This is a genomic window from Corynebacterium dentalis (assembly GCF_900232865.1).
Classification (GTDB): Bacteria; Actinomycetota; Actinomycetes; order Mycobacteriales; family Mycobacteriaceae; genus Corynebacterium; species Corynebacterium dentalis.
Window position 1 is genome coordinate 86,089 of sequence record NZ_OCTS01000002.1, and the last position, 15,506, is coordinate 101,594.

Below are 15,506 nucleotides of genomic sequence, written 5' to 3' on the forward strand. Positions count from 1 at the left end.
AGCTAGAGCAGATCCACGAGGAACGGAAGCTCCTGCGGGCCGTACCAACTCATCAAGTTGTCCTCGCAGTCACCCAGAGCCAATTCCGCTTCCTCTGATCCCAGATCAGCCTCGTCGATGATCTCCATCGCGGCCTTGGTGGTCTCTTCCGCGTCCTCGTCGTCCACGTGGATCGCGGCCAGCGCCTTGGTAGTCACCACGGCTGGGGACAGACGCACCACGGACTCGCCGTCTTGTGGGCTCAGCGTCACCGCAGAATCGTCGATATCAGCGCTGACTACCACGCGGCGATGAGGAAAGCGCTGTTCGTCGCCGATGCTGAGCAGCCGCAGCGAAGCGCGGGCAGCATCGAGAAACGCGGTGTAGGCCAGTTCTTCCTCGTCACCACCCGTGTAGTACTCCCGCACCGCCGGAGTCAGAGCGAATCCCACACCGGAACGCACCGGCATCTGCTGGTCTTCGGCCAAGGTGCGCAACATGTCAAACGTCGCTGGAATATAAACGCGCATGCTACTTAGAACTCCCCTTCGAGTCCCAGCACGCCCGTGATTTCCACGATCGCGCGATCAAACTGCTGGTAGAAAATGCCGATCATGCCCGCATCCACTGCACCGCGGATGTTGAGGATGGAATCATCCACCAGCACCAGGTCCTTGACGGACAGGTCCAAGTGATCGCCCACGATTTTGAAGATTTCTTCACTGGGCTTCTCTGCGCCCACTTCACCAGACAGGATCACGTCATCCACGTAACCCTGCTCCTGCCACGCGCGAATCTGCGCAGCGCCAGGGCCACCGGCATCGTTAGACAAAATGGCGGTGGACAGGCCCTCCTCCTTGGCGGCCGTCAACACCTTCCGCCAACGCCGGCGATCTTCTTCGGCTCCATCGAGCACTCCGCAATAATCCACTACTAATCCACGCATGCTTTCATTGTGCCACCGCTGCCAGACGGCGGCCATAATGGCCAGGTATAGTAAGAATCTGCACGGGGGATTTCTTTATTGGGGAGAAGCATCAATGGCTCTACAAGCCTTGCACGGATTCATCTATCTCAAGCGGCCGGAGGGGCCGCCGTCAGCACAGTCCTGCCCCTCCACGCGCATAACTCCCACGGAGCGTCCGGAAGAACAGAACTATCCCCGTCGGGAAGATATCGGGCGGTTGCTCATACTCTGGCTCGAATCCGTGGACGGACGGCGCTCGCCCCGGTCGCTGAAAAGCGGGCGCTTTCACCCGGATATCCTCGCCCAACTGGGCGGGCATCAACGCTTGATTCAGGCTGGCGATGGAAAGCAGGCGGGCGCGGTGGCGTCGAAAATAAAGACCCTACACATACAGAAAACCACCACTCCCACGGTACGATTCTGCGCCTCGGCGGTGATCGGAGGGCGCGTGCGTGCCATCGCCGGCACCACCAAACTGGTGCGCTTGCCGAAAAAAGAAGGGTCTCCACGCCCCACGCAAAAACAGTGGAGGGTGGAGACCCTGCAGATCATCTAACGAGTCGCCAGACTAGCCACCAATGGTGGTCTGAGGCTTGGCGTTGCGGCCATCCTCGTCAGAATCCGTACCCGCAGCAGGATCCGGAACATTCACGTTGGTCTGTGCCTGATCCATCTGCTTGCGCACCAAGAAGAGCTGGCGAACCGTCTCCTCCTTGATGCCTTCCTTCATGCGGTTGAACATATCGCCGCCCTCGCGCTGGTACTCCACCAGAGGATCGCGCTGTGCCATCGCACGCAGGCCGATGCCCTCCTTGAGGTAATCCATCTCATAGAGGTGCTCGCGCCACTTCTGATCCACCACGTTCAGCAGAGCTGCGCGCTCCATGCCGCGCATCTGCTTCTCGCCGCCGATCTCCGTGACCTTGGCCTCCAGCTCGTCGTACTGCTCGTTAGCATCCTTGAGGATGGCCTTGAGCAACTGGCCGGAGCTCAGCTCGCCGGGCTTGCTGTACTCATCGCCATCCACCAGCTCCTGGTGGGTGATGCGTGGCTCGTAGAGGGATTCCAGCGCATTCCACAGGGTATCCAGATCCCAATCCTCCACGTAGCCATCAGCGGTGGCGTGATCCACATAAGCGGTGATGGTGGAATCCAGCATCGCGCGGATCTCATCTTCCACGTTCTCGCCCTCGAGGATCTGACGGCGCTCGCCATAGATGACCTTGCGCTGCTCATTGAGCACCTCGTCATACTTCAGAACGTTCTTGCGCATCTCAAAATTGGCGGATTCCACCTGGGTCTGTGCACCCTTGATGGCGTTCGTCACCATCTTGGAATCGATGGCCTCGTTATCTGGGATGTTCAGACGAGTCATCATATTTTCCATGGTGGGGCCCACAAAGCGGACGATCAGATCATCGCGCATGGACAGGTAGAAGCGGGTCTCGCCCGGATCACCCTGACGGGCAGAACGACCACGCAGCTGGTTGTCGATGCGGCGGGACTCATGGCGCTCGGTGCCCAACACGTACAGGCCACCTGCCTCGCACACCTTTTCCGCTTCTTCCTTGGACTTAGCGCGGAAGTTCTCGATCTCCTTGTCCCACGCTGCCTCGTAGGCCTCAGGATCCTCGACAGGATCGTAGCCGCGCTCGCGCAAGTCGATGTCCGCCAGGATGTCAGGGTTGCCGCCCAGCACGATGTCCGTACCGCGACCAGCCATGTTGGTAGCCACAGTGACGGCACCAGCGCGACCGGCCTGGGCGATAATCTCTGCCTCCTTCTCGTGGTACTTCGCATTCAGCACGTTGTGCTTGATGCCACGAGATTGCAGCAGGCGAGACAGGTACTCGGAACGCTCCACCGAGGTGGTACCGACCAGCACGGGCTGACCCTTTTCCACGCGCTCGGCGATGTCCTGAGCTGCAGCCTCGAACTTGGCTTCCTGAGTCTTGTAGATCAGGTCAACCTTGTCCGTACGCTGATTTTCCTTGTTGGTGGGAATCGTGGCGACGTTGAGCTTGTACGTCTGGTGCAGCTCAGCGGCCTCAGTTTCTGCGGTACCAGTCATGCCCGCCAGCTTGTCGTACAAGCGGAAGTAGTTCTGCAGCGTCACCGTGGCCAGCGTCTGGTTTTCGTTCTTGATCTCCACCCGCTCCTTGGCCTCAATGGCCTGGTGGATGCCTTCGTTATAACGACGTCCATCGAGGATACGGCCGGTGAACTCGTCCACGATGATTACTTCGCCATTGCGGACGATGTAATCCTTGTCCTTGGTAAACAGCTCCTTGGCCTTGATGGAGTTGTTCAGGTAGCTGACCAGCTGAGAGTGCTCTGGCGCGTAGAGGTTTTCGATGCCCAGCTGATCTTCCACAAACTCGACACCCTCTTCCTTTACACCGATGGTCTTCTTGCGGGTGTCCACTTCATAGTGGATGTCCTTGGTCAGCTTTGGCGCGATGTTGGCGAAAGCCACGTACCACGCGCTGGAGCCGCCAGCAGGGCCGGAGATGATCAGCGGTGTACGCGCCTCATCGATGAGGATGGAGTCCACCTCATCGACGATGGCGAAGTTGTGTCCACGCTGCACCAGGTCATCCACGCGGTGCGCCATGTTGTCACGCAGGTAATCGAAGCCGAACTCGTTGTTCGTTCCGTAGGTGATGTCCGCGTTATAGGCCTCACGGCGCTTCTCCGGGCTCTTGCCAGAAAGAATGACGTCCGTCTCCAGGCCGAGGAAGCGGTGCACACGCCCCATCCACTCCGAGTCACGCTTGGCCAGGTAATCATTGACCGTCACCACGTGCACGCCCTTGCCGGACAGTGCATTCAGATAAGCAGGAAGCACACAGGTCAGAGTCTTGCCCTCACCAGTCTTCATCTCAGAGACGAAGCCGAAGTGAAGACCAGCACCACCCATGACCTGCACGCGGTAGTGCTTCTGTCCCAGCACGCGCCACGAAGCCTCGCGGGCAGTCGCAAAGGCTTCGAGGAGAATGTCGTCCAGAGACTCCTTGTCCTCCTGCACGCGCTTTTTCAGTTCGTCCGTCTTGGCACGCAGTTCTTCGTCGGTGAGCCTGGCGTACTCATCTTCTAGGCCAATGACCTGATCAGCAATCTTGCCCAGTCGCTTAACCGCGCGACCTTCGCCCATCCGGAGAACCTTCGAAAGTCCTAGCACGTCCTGATTGTCCTTCGCGTTGGAGATGTCTTGGAGGTTTGTTTTGGTGTGCCGCCGTTTGTAACTTGGCACGAAACAAAAAACCATCCTACCCCTGACTCTTGCGGAGTTGTTAGGGGTAGGACGGTGTGGCTCATTACTGGCCGGACTCGTTCTTCAGAGAAATCAAGCCGTAGTCAAACGCATGACGGCGGTAGACCACAGATGGTTGCTTGGTTTCCTCGTTGATGAACAGGTAGAAATCATGTCCCACCAGCTCCATCTCGCTCAGCGCCTCATCGACTGACTTCGGTGTGGCCTCGTGCTCCTTAGTGCGCACCACTTGGCCAGGGCGGAACATTTCCTCGTAAGGATCCACGTCGTACTTACCGGCCTCGTCATTGGATCGAACTTGGCCGGCCTTAGCCTCACTTGCCTGAGGCTGAGCGTCTTCGACCAGCGCTGCCGTCGCCTCTCCCACAGAGATAGGGGTGCGATGGCCGGAACGGGAAATCTTACGACGCGCCTTCACCTTGCGCAGAGAACGCTCCATGCGACCGATCGCCACTTCGAGAGCCGCGTAAAAAGAATCTTCCTTGGCCTCGGCACGGGCGATGTGCCCCTTGCCCGTCGCGGTGATCTGGATGCGGTCGGACTCATCGGAACGACGAGGGTTGGGCTCGTGCTGCAACTCCACATGAAAGAAGTTGAGGCTGGGATCGAGTCGCTCAATCTTGGCGAGCTTGCCGTTGACTCGCTCGGCGAAGTGCTCAGGCACCTCCACATTGCGACCCGTGATCTGCACGTCAGCTTCCGGCTCCATGCGAGCCTCTCGGTTTTCTGCCTGCGATGCATTGTTGACACTAGACATGTGCAACCTCCCAAGTGGTACTCATCGTTCTCCGGAAGGCGGGGTTGCCCTCCGTAGGGGGCGACGAAACGTGTACAAAGCCGATATTACCCGCGGAAGTTCATCGTGGGTTCAAGTTTTCTTTTTCTTCTGGGAATACTCGGCAAACCCTCAGGCAGATGCCAACACCAGCGCAGCCGCCACCGTCACCCCGTTGGCCCGCAGAACGGTGGCGAACTGAGCAATGGTCGCCCCGGTAGTACACACATCATCAACGATGACGACCCGCGCGGACTCGCCACTCACCCGCAGCAACTCGCGCATTACCGGCCGCAGAACCCGTATATTCGCCGAGACGTTAGCCCTGCGTTCAGCACGGTTCAACCCCACCGAGTCTCGAGCGGACTCCTGCATATACGCCACATCAAAGACTCGAACGCCCGCATTTCGCTCAGCCACGAGATGACACATCCTGCTGACTACGTCACCACCTCGACGGCGCGCAGCCTGGCGTCGGGAAGGAGCAGGAACCAAAACCACCTCACCCCAGCGAGGATCCGGCACCACAGCTCGCCCAGCTAGGTGAATAATTCCCGCTTCGAGCACCCGCGCCGCCACCACAAACGCGGCGGGACGCAGGCGCTCCTTCATCGCCAAGATCAATGCCCGGCGTACTCCGCCGTACGCCCCCGCAGCGAAAACAGGCACAGCCAGCACCGGAGGATCGGCGCGCACCCACTGCTGCTGCAACTGCGCACCGCAGTCCTCGCAAAGCTGGCCATGTACCGCAGCACCGGCACTGTGAAGGTCAGAATCCAGGCCAACCAGCCGTCCGCAGCACAAGCAATCCGCGCGCAAAAGCAACCCGGCGGCAGCCTGCCACAGCTCGAATCGCTTCTCGCGTGCCCCCACCTAGCACCTCTTCCCCCAGGCCTCTTGCCCAGTGCGCAACCTGCGCGCTCATATCCCTGGATACTAATAACCCAAGATCGGTGCTGCACGCTGTCCGCGCACAGACGGGACCTCGCGCCAGAAGCTGGCATCGGTGGTGGAATTGTCTAGCTGCATCAGCGCACGAGCATCAGTAGCAAACATCTGATCCGCGGTCGCCGCCACCGCCACCACAGGCGCGGAGAGGTTGCGCGAAGGCATCTGCGCGGTGCTGGAGCCATCCACAGCCACGGTCCACAAGGGTGTATCGGCAGCGCGCGTGCCCACCAGCAACGAACCTTCCGGAGTCCAGTCCGCACTAATAGCAGTATCCCCAATTTGCTGTCCGACCTGCGTCAACGGCCCTAACTTGGGAGCGCCACTATCGCTGGATTCCAGCACGGAAACATAGACTCGTCCGTTAATCAACAACACCGCGCGCACGCCGTCGCGAGACACGCGGAACACGCTGATGCGCGCGCCCTGATCGTCCAACTGTGTGACTTCACTGGTGTCCACCTCTGTGCGCTGCACCGCACCCGCATCGCGGCGGTCCAAACGCACCACGTCGCGGCCATCCACCACTGCATACAAGAACTGCGAAGACGAGCCCCATGCTGGACGGGTGATGGAATCGGCTTCCAGAGCCGTTTGCGGGGCGCCATTCTCTTCGCCCACCAGCAATTTGCGCTTCTCATCTCCACGCCCGGTGACCAGCGCGAAAACACCACCCTGCGGGGTGAAGGAGGCAGATTCGTTGTACTGCTCATTGAGCCATCCCGGCAGCTCCTCGGTGCCGTTATCGCTCGTGACATCGACAAGGTTTCCATCAATCAACGCGCGCAAAGTGGTTGTGGCCACGGCTCGCGGATCGAAACGCGATACGTCGTCTACCTCCCAGGTCTCCCCCACGGATTCGGATAGCGCCACGCCATCCGCCTTCAACTCGTACGGTCCGCGCACTTCCGCAGCCGCTAAGGTCCACACCAGCTGGGCCGCCAAAAGTTCTCGCTCCGCCGAGCTGAGATTGGTCAGGCCGGTAAGTTCCACTGAGACACCACGGTCCTCCAAGTTGCGGGTCTGCGCGGTGGTTTTCGCGGGCAGCATGGAGCGCACTCCACCACTCAAGTTGGTCCGTGGCCCCGTGATCAGCAAGGACACCAAGGAGGCGGCCACGGACTGCTGGCGGGTGTAGATCCATCGGCGGTCCGGAACCAGCGTGGATCCTTGCTTGTCCACGAAGTAGAGATTGCGCGGTTGGTAGGCGGCGGTGAAGTCACTACGGTCCACAATCACCGCATTGGGCAACTGATCGACTCGCCATTCGCCGTCCACTTTGACCAGGTCGTACGTCGTCTCGTAGCCGGTGAACAGTGGCGTGTACGCACCGCCTTCGCCAACTTTGCCGATCAAGCTGCCGCGCACCTTATAGGTGATTTTGTTCTCACTGGCGCCGCCTTCGGAGGCGATTTCCATTTTGTCCAGCACAAATACCTCGCCTTGTGCTTGCCACTTGGAGCTGGCCTCTTCGGTGAGGAAGCGACGCGCAGCCTCGTGGTCTGCCAAGGGATGTGCGCTGGCCGCGAAGAAGTCTCTGAGCATCAGGTCAGACGGGTTGCCCTTGGTGGGTTGAATGACTTCTTCCATCGCGGGCGTGGTGGAATACGAGCTCACCGCTTCCGGCGAGCTATCACCCGGCAAGGTGGTGCACGCGCTGAGCAAGGCGGCGCTGCAGACAGTCGCGGTGGTGGCTTTGAGGCGCGCGTGGCGGGTGGTCATGAGTCCCCGTCCTTTCCGTGGCTCGCGTCGTATCCTTCCGGCGTTTTTTTAGTTTCGACGCCAGGCTTGTCCTCTTCCGCTTCCAGTTCCGAACCTGGCGATTGTTCGTCCAGGTACGCCAGCTTGAGTGGCAAAGGAGAGTTGCGGACTGTCGTACCGGGAACCAGCGGGAGGGTGAGCCGGAAGCACGCGCCGATTCCCAGTTCGCCGGCGGCTTCCAGCCGGCCACCGTGCAGCTCCGCATCCTCCTTGGCGATTGCTAGGCCCAAGCCTGTGCCACCGGTGCGACGCTCGCGGGAGGGGTCCGAGCGCCAGAAGCGGTTGAACACCATGTCCTCTTCTCCCTGCTTCAGGCCCACGCCACGGTCCGCTACGGTGATGCCGAGCGACTCGGTGCCCACGGCCAGAGTGACATCGATGGGCTTGCCTTCCGAGTGATCCACTGCGTTGGCCAACAGGTTGCGCAAAATGCGTTCGACACGGCGGGAATCGATCTCTACCAGCACGGACTCGTCCGGCAGGGAGAGGTTGAAGCTGGTTCCCACTTCCTCGGCGATAGCGCGAACCTGTCGCAGGGCGGAACGGACCACACCGCGCACATCCACGTGTTCACCGGAGAGATTCGCCACGCCTGCGTCGTGCCGAGAAATTTCCAGCAAGTCCCCCAGCAGCGATTCGAAACGGTCCAGTTCCTTGTTCATCAACGCTGCTGCGCGGGCGGAAACGGGGTCCAGACTTTCGGCGTTGTCATTGATCAAATCCGCCGCCATGCGCACGGTGGTCAGCGGCGTGCGCAGTTCGTGAGAGACGTCTGAAGTGAACTGCCTCTGCAAACTGCCGAACTCCTCCAAGTTGTGGATCTGGGTGGAGAGCTTTTCTGCCATGTCGTTGAAACTATCGGCCAGACGGGCCACTTCGTCGTGCCCATCCACCACCATGCGCTCGCGCAGATGCCCTGCGGCGAAGCGCTCCGCGATACGTGAAGCGGTGCGGATAGGTACGGTCAGCTGCTGCGAGAACACCCACGCAATCACCACGAGGAGCACCAGCAGCACGATCGCGCCAGCCACCAGCAAACCGCGCATCAGGCCGAGCGTAGACTCTTCAGAATCCAGGGGCATGACCAGATACAGCTCCACGCCAGGAATGTCCGTTGCAACGGGTGAGCCGATGACCAGCGCTTTAGACGGGCCCGAGCTGGTATCTCGAGTGACGTACTCAAAGGCCACCTGTCCCTGCTGGACAAAGGATCGCAGGTCGTTGGGGATATTCGACTCTGCTGGGATGATCGTCTCGCCCTCCCGAACCCCGGAGGCGATGAGAACGGGCTCGTAGACCACGGAGTTGGAATCTTCGATGGCGCCTTGCCGGTCAGAGACCGCGGCCAGGGCAGAGTTCAGCCGCACAGATGTTGGGTTAGACGCATCCGTGGAATCAATCTGTTCTTCGACCACCGCACGGGCGCGATCCAGCTCTTCGGTGGCGGTTCCGTACTTCTGGTTGAGCAACTGCTGGCCCACGAAGCTAATCAGGACAAACCCCAGGACCATGATCACCAGGGTGGAAGACAGCAGCACCGAGCCGATCACGCGAAGCTGGATGGAGGTGCGCCATCGCAGCATGAGCAGATGCCACAGCCGTTTGGTGGTATCCACCGGGGCCGCGAAGAACTGGCGGACTCCATCCTTGGCGGTGCGCGGCGCGTTGATCTTCTTTAGATCGGCGCGCTCCACGGCAGACAGCGATACGGTGGGTGAATCGTCACGCACCGGACTGGGCTGTTCCGCGGTGGAATCTGCAGGGGAGGTCACGGAGCTCAAGCGCCGGTCTTGTAGCCGATGCCTCGGACGGTCTGGATGATCTGCGGATCATCAACATCGTGCTCGATCTTGGAGCGCAGACGCTGAATGTGCACGTTGACCAAGCGCGTATCGGACGCCTTGCGGTAACCCCACACCTTTTCCATCAGCGCTTCGCGGGAGAATACTTGACCTGGACGGGTCGCCATGACCACCAGCAGCTCGAACTCGATGGGAGTCAGGGAGATCTCTTCTTCCCCACGGCACACTCGGTGTCCGCCCACGTCGATGGTCAGATCTGCCACCGTCACGGTATCCGGGCGTTCTTCTGGCTGCCTGCGCAAACGTGCGCGCACGCGAGCCACCAGCTCCTTGGGCTTGAATGGCTTGTGGATGTAATCATCCGCGCCCGTTTCCAGGCCCAGCACTACGTCCAGGGTGTCCGTGCGCGCGGTAAGCATCACGATGGGCACTACGGATTCCTCACGGATTTCCCGGCATACATCGATGCCGTTCATGCCGGGAAGCATGACGTCCAGCAGGATCAAGTCTGGGTGCACGGATCGCGCGGCATGGACCGCTTCTAGGCCATCGCCTACAACGACGGTTTCAAAACCCTCACCCTGTAACACGAGGGTGAGCATTTCGGCAATCGCTGGGTCGTCATCAACAACCAAAATCGTGGGGGTCATGTGAACCTAAGCTGTCCGTTCTTCGCGAGGCTGGCGGGAATTCAATGAAATTAGTCTACAACGAGGTCGCGACAAATCAGGTCGGCGATCTCTGACGCGAGTCGGCTGGTATCACTTGCCGTGGCGTTGGCCACGGTCCAGGGGCTGCGCCACTGGGCGGCGGCCAGTCCGCGGTACGCCGCGACAGTCAGCTGCTGCAGGCGGGAGTTAGCCTCGTACGCATCTCGCGTGCGCGAAACATCCGCAGCCTCTCGTTTTTCCGCGCGCTCTGCCGCGACCTCTGCCTCCACGTCCACCAGCACCTGGTGATCGGGCTCAGGAATACCCAGCGTGTCGAACTCTAAGTCCGCCACCCACTGAACGATGGGATGCGTGACCAGCTCGGAGTGCTCAGACTCTCCGTCTTGCTCGTCGCGCAGCACGCTGCGGGCGGCGGAGTACGCGGCATTCGAGGCCGTAAAGCGGTCCAGCAGAATCACATAGCCCTCGGCATCAAGCTCTGCCAATTCTTCTGCCACTTCGTGGCGGTCCAAGGCAAACAGCGTAGCCATGCCATTGATGGATTCCGTGAGATCGCCCATGTTCTTGTGCAACGCGGCCTGCGCTAGCTGAGCCATCACCGAATGCTCATAGCGCGGGAAACCCAGCTTCGCCACGGGAACCTCGCGGGATTCCAACTTCTTGGCCACCGCGGTGACCAAAGTGTTCTTTCCCGCACCGTCCACGCCCTCAAAGGCAATGATCATGCCGCTTGCTCCCTTAAACTCACGTCTTAGTAGCGGTAGTGCTCCGGCTTGAATGGGCCTTCCACATCCACGCCGATGTAGGCGGCCTGCTCCTTAGACAGCGCAGTCAGTGTACCGCCGAGAGCCTGCAGGTGAATGCGTGCCACCTTCTCATCCAGCTTCTTGGGCAGACGGTAGACCTCATTGCTGTACTGATCAGGCTTGGTGAACAGTTCAATCTGCGCGATAGTCTGGTCCGCGAAGCTGTTAGACATCACAAAGCTGGGGTGGCCGGTGGCATTACCCAAGTTGAGCAGGCGACCTTCAGACAGCACGATGATGCTGGTGGGCTCGCCCTCGGCGTTCGGGAAGGTGAACTCGTCCACCTGCGGCTTGATTGTCACGCGGGTGACATCGTCACGGTGAAGCAGGGAGGCCATGTCGATCTCATTATCGAAGTGGCCAATGTTGCCCAGGATCGCGTGATCCTTCATGTTCTGCATGTGCTCGAAGCTGATGATGCCCAAGTTGCCGGTAGCGGTGATCACGATGTCTGCTTCAGCAATCGCTTCTTCCACAGTCACTACTGGGAAACCGTCCATGAGCGCCTGCAGGCCGTTGATTGGGTCGATTTCCGTGACTTTGACTCGGGCGCCTTGTCCAGCCAAGGCCTCCGCGCATCCCTTGCCCACATCGCCATAGCCACAAACCAGCACGTTCTTGCCGCCGATCAGCATGTCGGTGGCCCGGTTGATGCCGTCCAGCAGGGAGTGGCGGGTTCCGTAGCGGTTATCGAACTTGGACTTGGTCACCGCATCGTTGACGTTCATCGCTGGGAAAGGCAGTACGCCCTGTTCAGCGAAGTGGTAGAGACGGTGCACGCCGGTGGTGGTCTCCTCGGTCACGCCACGGATTTCCTCTGCGGCTCGAGTCCACAGACCGTTGTCCTTATCCAGCACGCGCCCCAGCATTCCCAAGAAGGCGCTGTGCTCGTCTGATTCTCCGGTGCTTGGATCCGGAACCACACCGGCCTTTTCGTATTCGGCACCCTTGATCACGGCCATGGTCGCATCGCCGCCGTCGTCCAAGATCATGTTGGCGTTAACTGCCACGCCGTCTGCTTCGCCCCACGCGAAGATTTGCTCCAGACACCACCAGTACTCGTCGAGGGATTCGCCCTTCCATGCGAACACGGGAACGCCCTGCGGTTGTTCTGGAGTTCCTTTTCCGACGACAACAGCAGCGGCTGCCTCGTCTTGTGTCGAAAAGATGTTGCACGATGCCCATCGAACCTCCGCACCCAATGCGGTCAGGGTCTCGATAAGAACGGCGGTCTGCACGGTCATGTGGATGGAACCGGCGATGCGAGCGCCCGCGAGAGGCTGCTCTTGTGCGTATTCTCGACGCAGTTCCATCAGGCCTGGCATTTCGTGCTCAGCGAGGCGGATCTGGTGACGTCCAGCCTCCGCCAGCGAGAGGTCTGCGACCTTAAATTCTAGCTCTCCCACGCGATCGACGTTCATCTCCATGACCTCATCGGCTCCTTGCCCACAGTTCGACACTCATTAACGTGCCTTAGTCTAACTGGTGCCGAGACAACGCTGTTCCATGACTCAACCAGGCGGGTGGTGAAGAGATTGTTGGATCGCCGATTGTGGCCGGTACACAGGCTGTGCGGACTATGAACGAGTCCACCAACTGCGCCGCGGGCTAAGACAGGGCTTCGGAGAACGTCTCCAGCCCTTCTGGGGCGTCCTCACCACGAAGTTCCAGCTCGCGATCCAGCAACGTGCTGGCGCGCTCTTGCAAGGAATCCGAGCACTGTCCGATGTACTGACGGACAAAAGGGTGTACGTCAGCAACGGTTGCGGAGCTAAAAGGTGCACCGCACCAGATTGCTGCGACACTGGCGGCACACAGCCCGTTGCTGTATTCCACCTCGCCCGGCTCAGCGTGGCGAAGCGCGAGAGTTACTGCATCTTCCAACGCTTCCTCGATGTCCTGCTGATCCATGTCGACGAGCTCGTCGAGGAATTCAATGTTGTCTTCATCCTGGAAGATAACCTGATCCCACACGCTCATGACACCCACTCCCTCTCTGCAGACTGGCTGCAGTTACAACGACTGCTGTTACCAAAGCTTTATAGACCGATTGCGTGCTTTTGACCTTAGTCCAAAGTCCTGGAGACGCGCGGGGACCGCAGTGTGACAGGGGAGACAAAATGGCCGTCACCTGTACTTTTCTTAAGAATCCGAAACGCCGAATGTGCTGTCAGCCCTTTACTCTATGAAGAAGATCGTGTTAGCCTTACTCAGACTTTGTAACCAAAACGTGATTTTTTGCGATGTAGTTAACGAAGCGGGTTCACCACGACCAGCTCGCGATGACAGGAAGGGCTCGTGCACACGAGATTCTTAGCAAAGTTGTCCGCACTCACCGCACACAAAATACCAGCAACAAACAGAGCGAATAAACATCTCTTCTTCAACCCCGAATCACCACAGCAACTCCCCACAGAGAAAGGAGGAGACAATGGATAGTCACCCAGGCGACGACAAGTCTGATTCTCAATCTGCATCAACAACTCAAAACTTCGAGTTGGCTCCAATGAAATCCGAGAACGACGAGGATTCTCAGTCCAGCCCGGTGTACGTCAATGCCAGATCACACCCCGCCGGTGCCGCCTCCTCTGAATCTCGCGGTGTCGGTGCACGCTTCATTGCTGGGTTCGCCGCTGTCGGTTTGCTGGCAGCAGGTGCTGTGGGTGTGTGGACTCTGCAGACCACAGATAACTCTGCTCAGGATCGTCAAGAGAGCGTGGCCGAGCAGTCGCAGGTCAGCGAGCTGACTGGGGAGTCTTCCTCGAACGGACCTCAGTCGGCAGATCCACGCGATGCCACGGAAAGCCCACGCATGCCTTCGGCGGCTGGTAGTTCTTCGGCTTCACATAGTTCGGAGCGCGGTGGATCTTTGTCCTCTCTGCAGGATGATCCCTACCTTCCGCCGAACTCTTGGAGTGGCCATTTTTTTAGTACCCAGTCACAGCCAAGCAGCATTGCTCCCAGTGTTGAACAGAGCCCGTCCTCTGTCTCTGAGCCTTCGACCCCGACACCAAGCGCTCCATCCCAGCCCAATAGCTGGACCGATGACCTTGGTTTGCCAGATGACCCGGGCGGCATCTTCGACGAAATCACTCCCGGAACGTCAAAGGCCACCACAGAGCCTCAACCCACCGAGACTCTAACTGAGCTTCCCACCAGCGCAGCAGAGACCACTGAGCCTTCTGAGCCATCGACACCAGGAGCCACGAGCACTTCTGAGTCCAATACCGCAGGAGCTCAATCCACTGGCACGTCCACGAGCACTCACAACAACTCCAGCGCGCCAACCACGGACACCACTGGCCGCTAGCCAGATCCAGCAGCTACTCGTTGCCACCCACGGTGGCGATGAACGCTAATGATCCCTCCGCGCGAACAGCCACGCGCGTGCCCTGATCCTCGTTACTCACCCACACGGCCCCGCCGGAAGCCAAATCCGTCTCTCGGCAACCGTGGCCGCTGGTGACCACCACTCCCCCGTTGCCCACGCTCAACACGATCGCCGGGCCGGTCACCGTAGTTTCTTGGCCCTGTTCCATCCGACGCAAACAAAAGTCCGGCGCGGGAGTCTCAAAAATCCCCAGCTCATTGGCCGTCAACGAAGGATCCTCGAGCTGCTCGAAGGTCAGCACCTTCATCAGCTCCGGCACGTCCACGTGCTTGCTGGTCAGACCGCTGCGCAGGACGTTATCCGAGTTCGCCATGATCTCCACCGCGGTACCACCCAGGTAGGCGTGCAGTTGTCCTGCATCCAAGTAGAGACCTTCACCAGGCTGTAGGCGTAGGCGGTTGAGCAGCAGCGAACAAAGCACGCCAGAATCTCCCGGGAACTGCTCCGCTAGCGTGATGACCGTTTCCAGTGATGGCTTGATCCAGTCGCTGAGCTGCGCGGAGTTGGCGTCGAGAAGAAACTCACAACGAGGAACCACAACGGCGTGCAACTCATCCATGAACGACTGCGGAAGTGTGACCCACGTAGTGAAGAGGCTGCGGATATCGGCGGCGGCATCGCCGGAGCCGAGGATGCCCGCGTAAGACTGCAGTTCCGGCAGATCCAGCACGCGCAGAATTTCGGTGATTTTTTCCACGCTGCGGAAGCCCGCCAGTGCGTCGAATTGCGTGAGCGCAACCACCAGCTCGGGCTTGTGGTTGTCATCTTTGTAGCTGCGCTCATAGGCCGTCAGGGGCACCCCCGCTGCGTCCTCCGCAGCAAAGCCCGTCTCAGCTTGGGCCTTGGACGGATGCGCCTGCAGACTCAAGGCTTTGTCCGCGGCCAGCAACTTCAGCAAAAAGGGCAGGCTCTGGTACCCCTCGCCCAACTGGCGCTCAGGATCGGCATCTATGAACTGATCAAGAGTGACGTCCTCGCTCATCACCATGCTGGGCGCCGCATGGTGCGCACCGAACCACATCTCAGCCTCGGGGTGATCCGTGGGGGACGGCCGACCCGTCAGCTCCGCAATTGCGGTGCGGGAACCCCAGTCATAGGAGCGAATAGTGCCCTCGATGAGTTGCACGATGAA

General features: G+C 59.7%; 14 protein-coding genes. 2 read left to right on the forward strand and 12 right to left on the reverse strand.

Features of this window, described 5'->3' with window-relative positions; all coding sequences use genetic code 11:
* Positions 1 to 2: 2 nt before the first annotated feature.
* Together CS919_RS01990 and CS919_RS01995 are read right to left on the reverse strand one after the other, a co-directional pair.
* Positions 3 to 509 (reverse strand): DUF6912 family protein, encoded by a 507-nt coding sequence (locus CS919_RS01990; RefSeq protein ID WP_099297755.1) that lies wholly within the window; start codon positions 507 to 509, stop codon positions 3 to 5.
* Between the two features lie 5 nt (positions 510 to 514).
* On the reverse strand, positions 515 to 925 hold the full coding sequence (locus CS919_RS01995; protein ID WP_099298025.1) for an HAD family hydrolase: 411 nt from the start codon (positions 923 to 925) through the stop codon (positions 515 to 517).
* Positions 926 to 1,019: 94 nt separating this feature from the next.
* Here CS919_RS01995 and CS919_RS02000 point away from each other — a divergent pair, with 94 nt between their 5' ends.
* The gene (locus CS919_RS02000) at positions 1,020 to 1,502 is read left to right on the forward strand and encodes a hypothetical protein (RefSeq protein WP_099297757.1); all 483 of its coding nucleotides are present in this window, start codon (positions 1,020 to 1,022) and stop codon (positions 1,500 to 1,502) included.
* A gap of 12 nt (positions 1,503 to 1,514) precedes the next feature.
* On the opposite strand, the gene secA is transcribed toward CS919_RS02000, so the two are convergent.
* The 9 genes from secA to CS919_RS02045 all read right to left on the reverse strand — a co-directional run bounded on the left by secA (position 1,515) and on the right by CS919_RS02045 (position 12,963).
* Entirely contained in the window at positions 1,515 to 4,127 is a 2,613-nt protein-coding gene (secA, locus tag CS919_RS02005) for a preprotein translocase subunit SecA (protein ID WP_099298026.1), read from the reverse strand.
* 136 nt (positions 4,128 to 4,263) lie between these two features.
* The gene (gene hpf / locus CS919_RS02010; protein ID WP_370737739.1) at positions 4,264 to 4,977 is read right to left on the reverse strand and encodes a ribosome hibernation-promoting factor, HPF/YfiA family; all 714 of its coding nucleotides are present in this window, start codon (positions 4,975 to 4,977) and stop codon (positions 4,264 to 4,266) included.
* A gap of 150 nt (positions 4,978 to 5,127) precedes the next feature.
* Positions 5,128 to 5,868 (reverse strand): ComF family protein, encoded by a 741-nt coding sequence (locus CS919_RS02015; RefSeq protein ID WP_099297759.1) that lies wholly within the window; start codon positions 5,866 to 5,868, stop codon positions 5,128 to 5,130.
* 63 nt (positions 5,869 to 5,931) lie between these two features.
* Entirely contained in the window at positions 5,932 to 7,665 is a 1,734-nt protein-coding gene (gene lpqB / locus CS919_RS02020; protein WP_099297761.1) for an MtrAB system accessory lipoprotein LpqB, read from the reverse strand.
* Positions 7,662 to 9,287 carry an MtrAB system histidine kinase MtrB gene (gene mtrB, locus CS919_RS02025; RefSeq protein WP_099298028.1) on the reverse strand — a complete coding sequence of 542 codons (1,626 nt, stop codon included), beginning with the start codon at positions 9,285 to 9,287 and terminating at the stop codon, positions 7,662 to 7,664. The genes lpqB and mtrB overlap by 4 nt, the downstream gene beginning before the upstream one ends.
* Before the next feature lie 194 nt (positions 9,288 to 9,481).
* Positions 9,482 to 10,156 carry an MtrAB system response regulator MtrA gene (mtrA, locus tag CS919_RS02030; protein ID WP_099297763.1) on the reverse strand — a complete coding sequence of 225 codons (675 nt, stop codon included), beginning with the start codon at positions 10,154 to 10,156 and terminating at the stop codon, positions 9,482 to 9,484.
* Positions 10,157 to 10,206: 50 nt separating this feature from the next.
* Entirely contained in the window at positions 10,207 to 10,902 is a 696-nt protein-coding gene (locus CS919_RS02035; RefSeq protein ID WP_099297765.1) for a dTMP kinase, read from the reverse strand.
* 26 nt (positions 10,903 to 10,928) lie between these two features.
* Entirely contained in the window at positions 10,929 to 12,404 is a 1,476-nt protein-coding gene (ahcY, locus tag CS919_RS02040) for an adenosylhomocysteinase (RefSeq protein ID WP_200818328.1), read from the reverse strand.
* A 187-nt stretch (positions 12,405 to 12,591) separates the two neighbouring features.
* A complete protein-coding gene (locus tag CS919_RS02045; protein ID WP_099297769.1) occupies positions 12,592 to 12,963 on the reverse strand; it encodes a DUF4259 domain-containing protein in 372 nt (123 codons plus the stop codon).
* A 451-nt stretch (positions 12,964 to 13,414) separates the two neighbouring features.
* On the opposite strand from CS919_RS02045, the gene CS919_RS02050 reads away from it, so the two are divergent.
* Entirely contained in the window at positions 13,415 to 14,293 is an 879-nt protein-coding gene (locus CS919_RS02050; RefSeq protein WP_099297771.1) for a hypothetical protein, read from the forward strand.
* A 13-nt stretch (positions 14,294 to 14,306) separates the two neighbouring features.
* Here the strand turns inward: CS919_RS02050 and manA are convergent, their stop codons facing one another.
* On the reverse strand, positions 14,307 to 15,500 hold the full coding sequence (gene manA / locus CS919_RS02055; RefSeq protein WP_234990750.1) for a mannose-6-phosphate isomerase, class I: 1,194 nt from the start codon (positions 15,498 to 15,500) through the stop codon (positions 14,307 to 14,309).
* Positions 15,501 to 15,506: the final 6 nt, after the last annotated feature.

Bases quoted from the DNA above. Each gene is read 5' to 3' on its own strand.
- CS919_RS01990 (WP_099297755.1), bottom strand. From the start codon at position 509: ATGCGCGTTTATATTCCAGCGACGTTTGACATGTTGCGCACCTTGGCC.
- CS919_RS01995 (WP_099298025.1), bottom strand. From the start codon at position 925: ATGCGTGGATTAGTAGTGGATTATTGCGGAGTGCTCGATGGAGCCGAA.
- CS919_RS02000 (WP_099297757.1), top strand. From the start codon at position 1,020: ATGGCTCTACAAGCCTTGCACGGATTCATCTATCTCAAGCGGCCGGAG.
- hpf (WP_370737739.1), bottom strand. From the start codon at position 4,977: ATGTCTAGTGTCAACAATGCATCGCAGGCAGAAAACCGAGAGGCTCGC.
- lpqB (WP_099297761.1), bottom strand. From the start codon at position 7,665: ATGACCACCCGCCACGCGCGCCTCAAAGCCACCACCGCGACTGTCTGC.
- mtrB (WP_099298028.1), bottom strand. From the start codon at position 9,287: ATGCTGCGATGGCGCACCTCCATCCAGCTTCGCGTGATCGGCTCGGTG.
- mtrA (WP_099297763.1), bottom strand. From the start codon at position 10,156: ATGACCCCCACGATTTTGGTTGTTGATGACGACCCAGCGATTGCCGAA.
- CS919_RS02035 (WP_099297765.1), bottom strand. From the start codon at position 10,902: ATGATCATTGCCTTTGAGGGCGTGGACGGTGCGGGAAAGAACACTTTG.
- ahcY (WP_200818328.1), bottom strand. From the start codon at position 12,404: ATGAACGTCGATCGCGTGGGAGAGCTAGAATTTAAGGTCGCAGACCTC.
- CS919_RS02045 (WP_099297769.1), bottom strand. From the start codon at position 12,963: ATGAGCGTGTGGGATCAGGTTATCTTCCAGGATGAAGACAACATTGAA.
- CS919_RS02050 (WP_099297771.1), top strand. From the start codon at position 13,415: ATGGATAGTCACCCAGGCGACGACAAGTCTGATTCTCAATCTGCATCA.